At 72.0% G+C, this 13,587-nt stretch carries 12 protein-coding genes; 1 reads left to right on the top strand and 11 read right to left on the bottom strand.

All coding sequences use genetic code 11. The features are described 5' to 3' along the window. The first annotated feature begins 31 nt into the window (after positions 1-31). Positions 32-661, top strand: coding sequence for a helix-turn-helix domain-containing protein (locus ABD817_RS08910; protein ID WP_344916915.1), 630 nt, complete (start codon positions 32-34; stop codon positions 659-661). A 27-nt stretch (positions 662-688) separates the two neighbouring features. Here the strand turns inward: ABD817_RS08910 and ABD817_RS08915 are convergent, their stop codons facing one another. The 11 genes from ABD817_RS08915 to ABD817_RS08965 all read right to left on the bottom strand — a co-directional run bounded on the left by ABD817_RS08915 (position 689) and on the right by ABD817_RS08965 (position 13,585). Then, positions 689-2,023 carry an FAD-dependent oxidoreductase gene (locus ABD817_RS08915; RefSeq protein ID WP_344916917.1) on the bottom strand — a complete coding sequence of 445 codons (1,335 nt, stop codon included), beginning with the start codon at positions 2,021-2,023 and terminating at the stop codon, positions 689-691. Beyond that, a complete protein-coding gene (locus tag ABD817_RS08920; RefSeq protein WP_344916919.1) occupies positions 2,020-2,211 on the bottom strand; it encodes a kynureninase/PvdN C-terminal domain-containing protein in 192 nt (63 codons plus the stop codon). Before ABD817_RS08920 ends, ABD817_RS08915 begins: the two co-directional genes overlap by 4 nt. Before the next feature lie 160 nt (positions 2,212-2,371). Beyond that, positions 2,372-3,400 (bottom strand): LLM class flavin-dependent oxidoreductase, encoded by a 1,029-nt coding sequence (locus ABD817_RS08925; protein ID WP_344916921.1) that lies wholly within the window; start codon positions 3,398-3,400, stop codon positions 2,372-2,374. A gap of 69 nt (positions 3,401-3,469) precedes the next feature. Beyond that, positions 3,470-3,817 carry a TIGR04076 family protein gene (locus tag ABD817_RS08930; RefSeq protein ID WP_344916923.1) on the bottom strand — a complete coding sequence of 116 codons (348 nt, stop codon included), beginning with the start codon at positions 3,815-3,817 and terminating at the stop codon, positions 3,470-3,472. A 13-nt stretch (positions 3,818-3,830) separates the two neighbouring features. After that, the gene (locus tag ABD817_RS08935) at positions 3,831-4,019 is read right to left on the bottom strand and encodes a hypothetical protein (RefSeq protein WP_344916925.1); all 189 of its coding nucleotides are present in this window, start codon (positions 4,017-4,019) and stop codon (positions 3,831-3,833) included. Beyond that, positions 4,016-4,495, bottom strand: coding sequence for a nuclear transport factor 2 family protein (locus ABD817_RS08940; protein WP_344916928.1), 480 nt, complete (start codon positions 4,493-4,495; stop codon positions 4,016-4,018). Before ABD817_RS08940 ends, ABD817_RS08935 begins: the two co-directional genes overlap by 4 nt. A 149-nt stretch (positions 4,496-4,644) precedes the next feature. Further along, positions 4,645-5,973 (bottom strand): amidohydrolase family protein, encoded by a 1,329-nt coding sequence (locus ABD817_RS08945; RefSeq protein WP_344916930.1) that lies wholly within the window; start codon positions 5,971-5,973, stop codon positions 4,645-4,647. After that, on the bottom strand, positions 5,970-7,727 hold the full coding sequence (locus tag ABD817_RS08950; RefSeq protein ID WP_344916932.1) for a hydantoinase B/oxoprolinase family protein: 1,758 nt from the start codon (positions 7,725-7,727) through the stop codon (positions 5,970-5,972). The genes ABD817_RS08945 and ABD817_RS08950 overlap by 4 nt, the downstream gene beginning before the upstream one ends. Beyond that, complete coding sequence (locus ABD817_RS08955) at positions 7,720-9,417, bottom strand: hydantoinase B/oxoprolinase family protein (protein WP_344916934.1); 1,698 nt, start codon at positions 9,415-9,417, stop codon at positions 7,720-7,722. Before ABD817_RS08955 ends, ABD817_RS08950 begins: the two co-directional genes overlap by 8 nt. A 113-nt stretch (positions 9,418-9,530) precedes the next feature. After that, positions 9,531-11,588 (bottom strand): hydantoinase/oxoprolinase family protein, encoded by a 2,058-nt coding sequence (locus ABD817_RS08960; protein WP_344916936.1) that lies wholly within the window; start codon positions 11,586-11,588, stop codon positions 9,531-9,533. An 8-nt stretch (positions 11,589-11,596) separates the two neighbouring features. Beyond that, entirely contained in the window at positions 11,597-13,585 is a 1,989-nt protein-coding gene (locus ABD817_RS08965) for a dipeptide ABC transporter ATP-binding protein (protein ID WP_344916938.1), read from the bottom strand. Between the last annotated feature and the right edge of the window lie 2 nt (positions 13,586-13,587).

Genomic DNA, 13,587 nt, shown 5'->3' on the forward strand with positions numbered 1-13,587 from the left:
CGGTCACGCCGCTTGACGGAGGGAGCCGTAGGTGGGCACATCGGAGCGTCGCAGCGGTGAGGAGCTGGACCGCCACGACGCCGTCGGAGCCCGGATGCGGCAGTTCCGCAAGGAGCGCGGTCTGACACTACGCGGTCTCGCCACCCACTCCGGGCTCTCGATCGGGTTTCTCTCGCAGGTCGAGAGGGGGATCTCCTCCATCGGCCTGACCGCGCTCAACAGCGTGGCCACCGCGCTCGACCACAGCGTGGCGGAGTTCTTCAACGACGTGCCGCCCGAGGAGGAGACGGAGGAGGAGCACGCCACGGTCTCCCACCTGCCGAGCCACTTCACGCTCACCCGCTCGGCGACGGCCGCCACCGAGTACATCTCGGGCCAGCAGACCTACCGCATGCTCTCGGCCAGGGGCCCGAACCTGGTGCTCGAACCACTGCTGGTGCACATCGCGCCCGGCGGAAAGCGCGAGAACTCCTACGGTCACGCCGGGGAGGAGTTCGCCTTCGTGCTGGAGGGCGAGCTCCTGTACGAGGTCGACGGCGTCGAGCACCGGTTGTACCCGGGCGACAGCGTCCACCTGAGGTCGACCGTCCCGCACAGCATGTTCAACGACACCGACCGGGTCACCACGGTCGTGTCCGTGGTGACCCCCCGGCTGTTCTGACCTCTCCCACTCGTACGGCGAAAGCGGTCAGCGGCGGCGCAGGGCGCGGGCGGCCACCGCGACCACGGCCAGCGCGCCGAGCGCCCCGGCCACGACCGCCCCGCGCTGGCGGGAGATGCGCCGCCGGATCTCGGCGTACGGCACCGTGCTGAACGACACGAGCTCGTAGCGGGAGACGTAGACGCCGGGCAGCAGCCGTTCCAGGCCGTGCTCGACGCGCTTGCGCAGCAGGAACGACGGGGAGGCGACCTTGTCGCGCATCTCGACGAAGTTCTCCAGCGCGAGTTCGGCGATGGTGTCGGCGTGCTCCTTGCGGCGGGCCCCGTACATGGCGAGGGCCCGGGGGAAGTCGTCGCCGGTCTCCTCCAGGCAGCGGTCGAGCTCCACGCAGTCCTCGAAACCGCAGTTGGCGCCCTGGCCGTAGAAGGGGACGATGGCGTGGGCCGCGTCGCCGAGCAGGCCGACCACCGCTCCGGCGGTGCCGTGTACGTGCCAGGGGCGGGCCCGCACGGTGACCAGGTGCCCGACCGGGTTGTGGGCGTAGTCTCCGGCGAGGTCGGGCATGAGGGCGCGGGCGTCGGCGTAGTTGGCGGCGAAGAACTCCTCGAACCGCCGCGCGGTGTCCAGCTCCGCGAAGCTGCCCGGCCCCGACTCGGGCCAGAACAGCGTGCAGGTGAAGGATCTGTCCGGGTTGGGCAGGGCGACCATCATGGCCTTGCCGCGCGGCCAGATGTGCAGCGCGCCCGGGTCGAGGGCGAACCGGCCGTCGCGCGCCGGGATCGTCAGCTCCTTGTAGCCGTAGTCGAGATACTCCTGGCTGACGTCGAAGCCGGGGAGGAACCGCAGCCGTCCCCGTACCGCGCTGTAGGCGCCGTCGGCGGCGAGCACGACCGGGGCGGCGCGGATGACGGGACCGCCGGGCGTGTCGAAGTCCATCCGGCCCGAGTCGACGTCGAGCCCGGTCAGCCGGTGCTCGAAGAGGGCGCGGACCCCGGGCATGCCGAGGGCCGCGTCCAGCAGGGTGCGGTTCAGCTCGGAGCGGCTGATGGAGTTGATCGCCCGCCGCCCCCCGGCGCTGTACGGCTGGAAGCTGAGCGTGCCGTCGGGGGCGTGCATCATCCGGCCGGGCATCGGCAGCGCGACCTTCAGCACGGTCTCGTCCAGCCCGATCCGGCGCAGCGCGTCGATACCGCGCTCGGAGATCGCCAGGTTGATCGAGCGCCCGCGCTCGGGGGCGGCCTCGCGCGGGTCGGGCCTGCGCTCGTACAGGGTGACCTCGTACTTTCGACGGGCCAGGTAGCAGGCCGTCAGGCAGCCGACCAGCCCGGCGCCGACCACGGCGACCTCATCGGGAGACCTCATCGCGGGCTCACCTCCCCGGCGAGCGCATCCGGCGCCCGCCGGCAGTCGTGGAACGTGGAGTACACGGGCACGGGGGCGAACCGGATGACGTCCGGGTGCCGCACGTCGGCGACGACGCCGTGGACCTCGTACAGCCGGGCGGCCAGGCCGACGACATCGTCGGCGCTCCCGGCGTGCTCACTCGTCACGTCATCTCTTCTTCCCTCCTTGGTGTTCACCCATACTGAACTCAGGTGAAACCAGGAGCGGAGAGGACTCGGGCCGCACGCTTTCCGGACGGAAGATTCGGGGGGCAGCCGGTTTCACGATGACGGAGCGTCACCCGGAGGTGTCGCAAATCACACCGGGTTACCGCGCCGTCACCACCCCTCTCGGGGAGCGGTCCAGCAGCGGCAGCACCTCGGTGCCCAGCAGTTCCACGCCTCGGTCGTCGGTGAGCCCGTGCGGCGTACCGAACTCCACCCGGTGCGCGCCCGCGTCGATCAGGGCCTGGGCCTGCGCGGCGACCTGCTCCGGGGTGCCGGAGAAGGCGAACAGGTCGAGCAGGTCGTCGGGGATCAGCCGCCCGGCGTCCGCGTCCCTCCCCTCGCCGACCAGCGCCTTGACCCTGCCGAGCAGGTCGGCGGGGACCTCCACGGTCGGATCGAGATCGGCGACCACCGCGAGGTACATGGCGACCTCGCCGCGCGCCCTGGCGCGGGCCTCGGCGCCGTCGGCGTCCACCACGGTCACCGCGCCCAGGACGACGCCGATCTCGCGAGGGTCGCGCCCGGCCGCCGCCGCCCCGGCCGCGACCCGCTCGCGGATCACCCCGACCATCGCCGGGTTCGCGCTGCCGCCCACCTTGATCTCGTCGGCGACCCGCCCGGCCAGCGCCGCCCCTCGCGGCCCCCACGCGCCGAGCAACAGCGGCGGCCGGGGCCGGTGCACGGGATAGCGCAGCCGGGTGCCGGGCGCGAGGCGGAACATCTCCCCCTCGTACCCTCCGCTGTCACCGGCCAGCAGCCGGTAGACCACCTCGGCGGCCTCCGCCAGCGCGGTCAGCGGCCTGGGCTGGGCGATGCCCACCGCGCCGAGCCAGGTGCCGCGCGCCAGGCCCAGGTAGGCGCGGCCGTGCGAGGCGAGGTCGAGGGCGGCGAGCTGCCCGGCGATCTCGTACGGTGCCGTCGAGTACGGGTTGAGGCAGGCCGCGCCGAGCCGCACCCGCTCGGTGGCGGCGGCCATCTCCAGCAGGGGGAAGATCGGCGGCTGGTACATCAGGTCGCCGAACACACTCAGCACGTCGAAGCCGTGCTCCTCGGCCCGGCGCGCGAGCCGCGCGTAGTCACCGGCCCGCTTGTCGCTCTGCAGGCCGAGGCCGATCTCGGCAGCGGTCATCGCGGTTCCCCTCGGGTCGGCGGTGGTCATCGTGGACCCCGCAGAGCGGCGGCGGTCATCGTGGATCCCTCAGGTCAGGTCGGCGGAGTTCATCCGGCGGCGCCGGGTCCGCTCGACCCGCATCACCAGCCGCTCCTCCGGGTCGGGGCAGGAGAACAGGGTGTCCCGCGCCAGCCAGTCGCCCTCGGCGAGGTCGCGCTGCTTGGCGGCGAGGAACGGCAGGACCGAGGCGAGCGCGTAGACGCAGAAGTGCTCGCCGTCGGGGAGCCGCAGGTGGGCGCTGTTCTCCAGCGTGAAGCAGTCGCCCACCTCCATCCCGCAGACGGACCTGCCCTCGATGCGGTCGACCACCACCCGCAGGTCGTACAGCTCCATGTCGCCGTCGTCGCCGTCGTCGTTTCCGCCGATGTCGTCCATGCCGGTTCCTCCCTCAGCCCGTCCGGACCATGATCTTTCCTGTCGTACGGCGTACGGCCAGGTCGGCGAGGGCGGCGGGGGTCCCCGCCAGGTCCACCACGCGCGACACCAGCGGCCGGACGGCACGGTCCTCGGGCACCTCCGCCAGGGAGAGGATGCCCTCCGGCTCGCCGTGCGCGCGGGCGACCAGCCGCCGGTTCACGGCGCGAGCAGTTCGGAGTGGTGGTGCACGATGAGCCAGTCGCCGTCGACGCGGCGCAGCACGTCGGTCACCCGGCTGTGCCGCGCGGGCCCGCCGGGCGGTTCGGCGACCAGCACGTAGCGGGCGAGGCCGGTGTCGTCCCACACGTCGATCCGCTTGTCCTCGGCCGACAGCCTGTCGAGGTGGGGACGGGCACCCGAGCCGTCCCTGCGGTCGCGGTAAGCGTCGAGTTCCGACCGGGTCCGCAGCGATCCCGGCAGGTGTGTCTCCCAGGTGGTCACCTCGTCGTGCAGATGCCCGTCGAACCGCCGACGGTCCGCCGCGAGGAACGCGTCGTACATGTCGTCGATGCCCGCCGCGATCAGGTCGGCATCCGCGCCGGAAGCGGGAGCGGAACCCCCCTCGGAGCCAGCGAAGGGGTCGATGGCGAGGTCGACGGCGGGGTCACTCGAAGCACCACCCACCCCATCACCCATCGGGTCCTCCGGCCCACCGACCGCCGGAAACCCCATGGCAGGGTCACTCGAAGCACCACCCACCCCGTCACCCGGCGGGTCATCCGATCCACCGACCGCCGGAGGCCCATCGGAAGGTCCCCGGTCTCCGGATCCCGGGAAAACGGCGTTCACGGCTGCTCCCATCCCGACCGGTCGTCACGAACGACCCGGCCGCCCTTCATCACCCAGCGGACGCCCCGGAAGGCCGAGGTGCCCGCGAGCGGGTCCGCGTCCATCGCGATGAGGTCCGCGTACTTGCCCGCCTCGACGGTGCCGAGGTCGGCGTCGGCGCCGAGCCAGCGCACCGGGCCGAGTGTGCCCGCGTACAGCGCCCTGGCCGGGCCGAGGCCGCCCTCGGACATGCACTCCAGCTCGCGCACCGTGGCGTTGGTCCCCTCGAAGTCCCAGAACGGTGGCATGTCGCTGCCCAGCAGGACGTCCACCCCCGCGTCCAGGGCTATGGCGTAGCTCTCCAGGTGCCGGGGCCCGGCGCCGAGTGAGCGGCACTGCATCCACTCCGGCACCCCGAGTTCGTCGAAGAACTCCTTGCAGCGGGTGACGAGCAGTGTCGGCACCAGGGACGTTCCGCGTTCGGCCATCCTCTTCGCGACCTCGGGGGTGAGCTGGTAGCCGTGCTCCACGCAGTCGAGGCCCAGCTCGACGGCTTCGGCGATCACCGCCGCCGGGCCCGCGTGCGCGGTGACCTTGCGCCCCCAGGCGTGCGCTGTCCGCATCGCCGCCGCCATCTCGTCGGAGAACAGCTGCGGGGTGTCGATCTTCTCGTGTTCCCCGGCGATCCCGCCCGAAATCATGATCTTGATGAGGTCGGCCCCCGCCTTGACCTGGCTGCGTACCCCGCGCCGGAACCCGTCGGCGCCGTCGCACTCCAGGGTGTCGCTCCCCTCGTGCCCGTGGCCGCCGGTGCAGACCAGGGCGCGACCGGCGGTGAAGATGCGCGGGCCGATCGCCCGGCCGGACTCGATCGCCCGGCGCAGCGCGAAGTCGGCGTGGTCCTTCTCGGCCACGCACCGCACCGTGGTGACCCCGCAGTGCAGGGTGCGCCGGGCGCCGTCGGCCATGTAGAGGGCGAGTTCGTGCGCCGTCATGTTCTTGACGCTGTCGCCCCCCTCTCCCGGGAGCGACAGGGACAGGTGGGTGTGCATGTTGACCAGGCCGGGGGTGACGTACGCGCCGTCGAGGTCGATCGGGTGGGCGTCGCCCGTCCGCTCCAGGATCCGCTCGCGAGGGCCCACGGCCGCGATCCGGTCGTCCCGGATCCACACCGCGGCGTCGGGGATCCGCCCCTCGCCGCCCGCCGTCTCGGCTTCCGCCGCCCCGGCTTCCATCGTTCCGGCTTCCGTCGTACGGCTCCCCGAGGCCGTACCGGGAACACCGGTGGCGCGGGCGTCGGTGACGGTGCAGTTGACGAGGACCACGTCGTTGACCACGTCGTTCATCGGGCGCCCCCGGCTCCGTAGGTGGCGCGGGCGGCGTCCGGGGAGACGTAGCCCTCGGCGACGTCACGGCGGACGAGTTCCGGGTCACGCTCGCGCGGGTCACCGTGACCGCCACCTCCGGCCGTCAGCAACGTGACCCGATCCCCGACCTCCACCCTGGTCCGCCTGGTGCTCACCCGATGCTCACGCCCAGTACCGGGGAACACCACCACCTGGTTGGGCTCCGGCTCCAGCCCACCCTCCAACGCCCACGGACGCGACCGCGTCTTCTTGATCACCGACAGGAACTCCCCCGGCACGACGAACCGGATGTCACGCCGCAGACCCACCCCGCCCCGGAACCGCCCCGCGCCCCCGGAGTCCTCCCGCATCTCGACGCGTTCGAAGAACATCCCGGTCCTCGCCTCCAGGACCTCGACGGGGGTGTTGCGGGCCTGGGTCTGGCACAGGTGGTTGGCGGCGTTCATGCCGTCGTGGGAGGAGGTGGCACCCCAGCCGACCGGGTCGTTGTTGCTGACCGCGAACATCTGCCCGGTCTCCGGATGGATCCCGACCATCATGAACCCCGGCACGTCACCCCCCGACGAGGCGGGAAGCCGGTCCGGCATGCCCTGCGCCAGCGCCTTGTAGATCAGTTCCAGGGCGACCGTCCCCGTCCACTGGGTGAAGGTCGCCGCCGGGTAGACGGCGTGGAAGAGCGTGCCGGGCTCGGCCCGCACCTCCAGGGGGGCGAAGTGCCCGGCGTTGGTCTGCTCCCCCGGGGTGGTGATCGCCTTGAACGCGACCCGGCAGGTCGCGATGGTCGCGCCGAACGGGAGGTTGACCGGCCCCGCGGTCGCGCCGGACGACCCGGCGAAGTCGACGGTGAAGGTGCCGTCGGCGACGGTGACGGTGACCCGCATCCGGATCGGGTCGCCGGTGACGCCGTCGTCGTCCAGCCAGTCGACCGCCGTCCACGATCCCTGCGGGAGGCGGGCGACGGCCTCGGCCGCGGACTCGGCGGCAGCGGCGATCACGGTCTCGACGACGGACCCGACGACGTCCCCGCCGTAGCGGAGATAGAGCTCGCGGACGCGGCGCTCGCCGGTGCGCAGCGCGGCGACCTGCGCGTTCAGATCACCGATCACCAGATCCGGCATCCGCGAATTGAACCGGATCAACTCAATGATCTCCCGATTCGGCACACCCCCCGAGAACACCTTCGTCCCCGGAAAAACAACCCCCTCCTGATGCATATCCGTAGAATCCAACACATACCCCGGATCCTTCGCCCCCAAATCCATCCAGTGAGCCCGCACACACAAAAAACCCACCAGATCCACACCCACGAACACCGGACAGAACAACGTCGCATCATAAGAATGCGCCGCATTCCAATACGGATAATTCAACAACACCACATCACCCGGACACAGATTCTCCCGCCCCACATACTCCACACCCTTACGGATGGAATAGTCATTGGCGCCGAGGAAACGGCTCAGGCCGGTCGACTCGGCGACCAGGCGCAGGTCCGCGTCGTAGACGGAGACGCCGAAGTCGAAGACCTCGTAGATGACCGGGTTGAAGGCGGTACGGACGAGCGTGGCCCGCATCTCCTCGGCGGCCGAGGCGAGATAGCTGCGCACCACCTCGACCGTCGCGCCGTCCACCGCGCCGCGCCCCTCGTCCGCCGGGCCGGAGCCCTTCCCCGGAACGGCGACGGGCACGGTGGCGCCGGAGACGGCGGGGCCGGGGGCGGAGGGCTCAGACATCGTCGATCCCGTAGGTGGCGCGGGCGGCGTCCGGGGAGACGTAGCCCTCGGCGACGTCACGGCGGACGAGTTCCGGGTCACGCTCGCGCGGATCGCCGTGACCGCCGCCCCCGGCCGTCAGCAACGTGACCCGATCCCCGACCTCCACCCTGGTCCGCCTGGTGCTCACCCGATGCTCACGCCCGGTACCGGGGAACACCACCACCTGGTTGGGCTCCGGCTCCAGCCCACCCTCCAACGCCCACGGACGCGACCGCGTCTTCTTGATCACCGACAGGAACTCCCCCGGCACGACGAACCGGATGTCACGCCGCAGACCCACCCCACCCCGGAACCGCCCCGCGCCCCCGGAGTCCTCCCGCATCTCGACGCGTTCGAAGAACATCCCGGTCCTCGCCTCCAGGACCTCGATCGGGGTGATGCGCCCCGTACTGCCCGAGACGTGGGTCGCGGCGTTCATGCCGTCGTGGGAGGGGGTGGCGCCCCAGCCGACCGGGTCGTTGTTGCTGACCGCGAACATCTGCCCGGTCTCCGGATGGATCCCGACCATCATGAACCCCGGCACGTCACCCCCCGACGAGGCGGGAAGCCGGTCCGGCATGCCCTGCGCCAGCGCCTTCAGGATGAGCTCGACCGCGACGATGCCGGTCCAGAGGGTGAACGTCGGCTGCGGGTAGACGGCGTGGAAGAGCGTGCCCGGCTCGGCCCGCACCTCCAGGGGAACGGTCGTGCCGAAGTTGGACGGCTCGTCGGGCGAGGTGAGCGCCTTGAGGACGACCTTGCAGATCGCGATGGTCGCGCCGAACGGCATGTTGATGGGACCGGGCGTGGCGGGCGCGGAACCGGCGAAGTCGACGGTGAAGGTGCCGTCGGCGATGGTGACGGTGACCTGCATCCGGACCGGGTCCTCGGTGACGCCGTCGTCGTCCAGCCAGTCGACCGCCGTCCACGAGCCCTGCGGCAGCTCGGCGAGGGCGGCACGGGTGCGCGCCTCCCCGTCCTCGACCATCCGCTGGACCGCGGCGTCCACGGTCGGGCGTCCGAACTTCTCCAGGATCTCCAGGAACCGGCGCTCGCCGGTGCGCAGCGCGGCGACCTGCGCGTTCAGATCACCGATCACCAGATCCGGCATCCGCGAATTGAACCGGATCAACTCAATGATCTCCCGATTCGGCACCCCCCCCGAGAACACCTTCGTCCCCGGAAAAATAACCCCCTCCTGATGCATATCCGTAGAATCCAACACATACCCCGGATCCTTCGCCCCCAAATCCATCCAGTGAGCCCGAACACACAAAAAACCCACCAGATCCACACCCACAAACACCGGACAGAACAACGTCGCATCATAAGAATGCGCCGCATTCCAATACGGATAATTCAACAACACCACATCACCCGGACACAGATTCTCCCGCCCCACATACTCCACACCCTTACGGAGTGAGAAGTCGTTGGCACCGAGGAAGAAGGTGAGCCCGGTCGCCTCGGCGATCAGGCGCAGGTCCGCGTCGTACATCGACATGCCGAAGTCGTGGACCTCGTAGATGACCGGGTTGAACGATGTGCGGATCAGCGTGGCCCGCATCTCCTCCGCCGCCGCGAGCAGGTAGCTGCGCACCACCTCGGCGGTCGCGCCGTCCAGCCGCGCGTCATCCGGCCGAGCACCGTCCGACCGAGCACCGTCCAAGCGTGCTCCATCCGAACGCTCCCCGTCCGGCCGCGCGCCAACCGGCCGCGTGTCATCCGGCCGCCCACCGTCCGAGCGCCCGTCGTCCCGTCGCCCACCGTCCTGCCGCTCCGTCATGACGCCGCCTCCACAAGCCGTACCAGCAGGTAGCCGTGCTCCTCGACCTCGACTCGCTGTCCCGAGGGGACCACGGTGGTCGAGGTGCCCTCGTCGACCAGGGCGGGCCCGTCGAACGCGTCGCCGGGCTCCAGCAGCGCGCGGTCGTAGACGGCGAACGACGCCGTGGCGCGGGTGCCGAAGTCGTAGGCGTCCCTGCGGGTGAGCAGCGCCCGGCCCGCGTCGCCGTCGCCCGGCGGGCGCGCCACCAGCTCCGGCCTGTCGGTGCGGCCGACGCCGCGCACCCGCAGGTTGAGGATCTGCACCCGGTTGTCCATGGCGTGCCCGTACCGCGCCGCGTGGGTCTCCTCGAACGCCCGCCTGATCGCGTCGCGGTCGAGGTCGCGGCCCGCGGTGACGATGAGCGAGTGCTCCTGTCCCAGGTAACGCAGCTCGAACTGGCGCTCAAGGACCGTGCGCCCGGCCGGGACCCGCTGTGCCTCCAGGGAGGCGACCGCCTCGGTCTCGACGTCCTTGAACACCGTCTCCAGCCCGTCGAGGTCGGCGTCGTCCAGGGTGGTCATCACCGTGCGGGAGAAGTCGTCGACGATGTCGGCGCTGAGCATGCCCCAGGCGGAGAAGCCCGACGGCGCGAACGGCACGACGACCTCGCCGATGCCCATCTCCGCCGCGAGCAGCGGGGCGAGCAGCGGCCCGGCCCCGCCGAACGCGAGCAGCGAGAAACCCCGGGGGTCGTGTCCCCGCTCGACGGTGATCTGCCGGACCGCGCCGACGGTCCTGGCCAGCAGCACGTCGAAGACGCCCGCCGCCGCGGCCTCCGGGCTGAGCCCGAGGGGCCCGGCCACCTGCTCGTCGAGCGCCGCGCGGGCGGCGTCGGCCCGCAGCTCCATGGTCCCGGACAGGAAGCGGTCCGGGTCCACGTAGCCGAGGACGACCGCCGCGTCCGTGACGGTGGGGCGGGTGCCGCCCCGGCCGTAACACACCGGGCCGGGGTCGGCACCCGCACTCTGCGGCCCCACCTTCAGCAATCCCCGCTCCAGCCACGCGATCGAGCCCCCTCCGGCGCCGATCGTGCGGATGTCGTACGTGGGGATCAGCAGCGGGAAGTGCTCCAGCTGCGCCTCGTAGGCGGCCACCGGGTACCCGTGCTCGATCACGCACGCGTCCAGGGAGGTACCGCCGATGTCGAAGGTCAGAAGGTCCCGGCGACCGAGGGCGTCGGCGATGTGCGCCGCGCCCACGATGCCGCCCGCCGGGCCCGACAGCACGGTGTGCGTCGGGGAGGTCTTGGCCACGGCCGACGTCATGGAACCGCCGCCGGACCGCATGATCAGGAATCGCCCGCCGAACCCGCGTTCGGCCAGCCCGCGCTCCAGCCGGTCCACGTATCTCTCGAAGATCGGCCGGATGTAGGCGTCGAGGACGGTCGTGCTGGTCCGCTCGTACTCGCGGTACTCCCTGACGATGTCGGTGGAGACCGAGACCGTCACCTCCGGGTACGCCTCGCGGATGATCCGGGCGGCCTCCCGCTCGTGGGAGGGGTCGAGGAAGGAGTGCAGGAAGCAGACGGCGATCGACACCACGCCCCGCTCCTCGACGAGGACGCGGGCGGCCTCCCGCACCCCGGCGGCGTCGAGCTCCTCGACCACCCGGCCCCGGTGGTCGAGCCGCCCCCGCACCCCGGCGGTGTGGCGTCGCAGCACGAGGCTCTCCGGCCGCTCGTACTGGAAGTCGTACATGTGGTCGGCGGGCACGTTGCCCCTGCCGATCAGGAAGATGTCGCGGAAGCCGTCGTTGGTGACGATCCCGGTGGGCTCGCCGCGCCGCTCCAGGACGGCGTTGAGGCCGAGGGTGGTGCCGTGGATGAACAGCTCCACCTGCGACAGGTCGGTGCCGAGCGCGGTGACCGCGTCGAGCACGCCCTCCCAGGGGCGGGCCGGGGTGGTCGAGGTCTTCCTGAAGCGCACCTGGTGGGTACGCGTGTCCAGTTCCATCGCGTCGACGAAGGTGCCGCCGATGTCGACGGCCAGCCGGAGGTGCTTGGGGTCGGGCATTGCGGGTGTCACCTTTCGATCAGCGCGGGGATCTCGGCGACGCGGCGGCAGGCGACCAGGCTCGCGTCGTACGGGCGGAGTTCCTGTTCCCGTTCCCGGCACTCGCCGGTCGCGAAGGGGCAGCGCGGCGCGAGGGCGCAGCCCTCTGCGGCGTCCGCCTCCTCCAGATCCCTGGTCAGTTCGACCCGGGGTCCGCCGTACCCGGCGCCGAGGCTCGGGGCACCGGCCAGCAGCGCCCGGGTGTAGGGGTGCAGGGGATTGCCGAAGACCTCTTCCACCGGCCCCTCCTCGACGACCCGTCCCAGGTAGAGAACCACGACGCGGTCGCAGAACCCTCGGACGACGGCCAGGTCGTGGGAGATGAGGACCGTGCCGCGCGAGCGGTCGCCGCTCACCTCGGCGATCACCTTCAGGATCTGCGCCTGCACGGTGACGTCGAGCGCCGAGGTCGGCTCGTCGAAGACGATCAGGTCGGGATCGCCGACGAGCGCGCGGGCGATGCCGACGCGCTGCGCCTGCCCGCCGGACAGCTCGTGCGGGCGCCGCCCGAGGATCGACGGGTCCAGCTCCATCCGTTCCAGGACCCGGGCGACGCGCGACGCCCGTTCGGCGGCGGGCACCCCGGCGGCGCGCAGCGGCTCGCCGATCGCGTCCTCCACGGTCCGCCGGGGGCTGAGCGACCCCACGGGGTCCTGGAAGACCAGCTGGGCCCGGGTACGCAGGCGGCGCAGCTCCCGGCCGCGCGACTCGGAGAGGACCCGCCCGGCCACCTCGACCCTCCCCCGGGAGGGCGGTACCAGCCCGAGCATCAGCCTGGCCAGCGTGCTCTTGCCGCAGCCGCTCTCCCCGACGACGCCAAGGGTCTCGCCCGCGGCGACGCTGAGGCTCACCCCGCGCAGGGCGTGGTGGCCCCCGCCGCCGAAGCGGGCACCGTAGACGACGTGCGCGTCCTCGACGCGCAGCACCTCCCCGCCCGTCGTCGTACGGGCGGACGGCTTCGCGGGGCCGGGGCGAGCGGGGAGGGCGGGGAGATCGGTGAGGGGCCCGGAGCGGGGGTGGAAGCAGGCGGCGCTCCAGTCGGAGGCCAGGGCCTCGGCGCGCGGGAGCTCCGTCGTGCACAGCTCCGTCGCGTGCGCGCAGCGCGGCGCGAACGGGCAGGAGGACGGCGCCTCCGCGAGCAGCGGCATCGCGCCGGGGGTGGCGGTCACCGGGCGTCCGCCGATATCGGGCACCGAGCGCAGCAGCGCCCGCGTGTAGGGGTGGGCGGGCTCGTCGAGCACCTGCGGCCCGGGGCCGCTCTCCACCACCGTCCCGGCGTAGAGCACCACGACGCGGTCGCAGACCTCCGCGATGGAGGCGAGGTCGTGGGAGATCAGCAGGACGCCGCGCCGCTCGGCGTTCGCGGCGAGCCGGAAGCGGCCGAGGATCTCCCTGGTGAGGGTCACGTCCAGTCCGGTGGTGGGCTCGTCGGCGATCAGCAGGCCGGGGGCGCACCCGGTGGCCAGCGAGATCATGACGCGCTGCGCCATGCCGCCGGAGAGCTCGTGCGGGTAGGCGTCCAGGCGGCGCCTCGGGCTGCGGATGCCGACCGACTCGAACAGCTCGGCGGCGACCTCCCTGGCGGGGGCGGGGGCCAGCGCCCGGTGGGTGACCAGCCGGTCGACGAGCTGGCGGCCGACGGTCCTGGTGGGGCTGAGCGCGCCGCGCGGGTTCTGGAAGCAGATCGCGGCACCGTGCCCCCGGAAGGACTCCAGCTCGGCGGCGCCCATCGTCAGCACGTCGGCGCCGTCGAACAGGATCCGCCCGGTCGTACGGGAGCCGCCGGGCGGCAGGCCCACGATCGAGCGGGCCACCATGCTCTTGCCGCCGCCGCTCTCCCCGACCAGGCCGACCACCTCGCCGGGCTCGACGCTCAGGTTCACCCCGCTCAGCGCGGCGACCCGGCGTCCGGGGCGGTGGATCACGACGGAGAGGTCCTCGATCGACAGGAGTGTCATCG

It is taken from the genome of Streptosporangium oxazolinicum, from assembly GCF_039537505.1.
GTDB lineage: Bacteria > Actinomycetota > Actinomycetes > Streptosporangiales > Streptosporangiaceae > Streptosporangium > Streptosporangium oxazolinicum.

Excerpts from the sequence above, each read along its gene's own strand:
- ABD817_RS08915 (WP_344916917.1), bottom strand. The coding sequence starts at position 2,023 with ATGAGGTCTCCCGATGAGGTCGCCGTGGTCGGCGCCGGGCTGGTCGGC.
- ABD817_RS08925 (WP_344916921.1), bottom strand. The coding sequence starts at position 3,400 with ATGACCGCTGCCGAGATCGGCCTCGGCCTGCAGAGCGACAAGCGGGCC.
- ABD817_RS08930 (WP_344916923.1), bottom strand. The coding sequence starts at position 3,817 with ATGGACGACATCGGCGGAAACGACGACGGCGACGACGGCGACATGGAG.
- ABD817_RS08940 (WP_344916928.1), bottom strand. The coding sequence starts at position 4,495 with ATGGGTGATGGGGTGGGTGGTGCTTCGAGTGACCCCGCCGTCGACCTC.
- ABD817_RS08945 (WP_344916930.1), bottom strand. The coding sequence starts at position 5,973 with ATGAACGACGTGGTCAACGACGTGGTCCTCGTCAACTGCACCGTCACC.
- ABD817_RS08950 (WP_344916932.1), bottom strand. The coding sequence starts at position 7,727 with ATGTCTGAGCCCTCCGCCCCCGGCCCCGCCGTCTCCGGCGCCACCGTG.
- ABD817_RS08960 (WP_344916936.1), bottom strand. The coding sequence starts at position 11,588 with ATGCCCGACCCCAAGCACCTCCGGCTGGCCGTCGACATCGGCGGCACC.
- ABD817_RS08965 (WP_344916938.1), bottom strand. The coding sequence starts at position 13,585 with ATGACACTCCTGTCGATCGAGGACCTCTCCGTCGTGATCCACCGCCCC.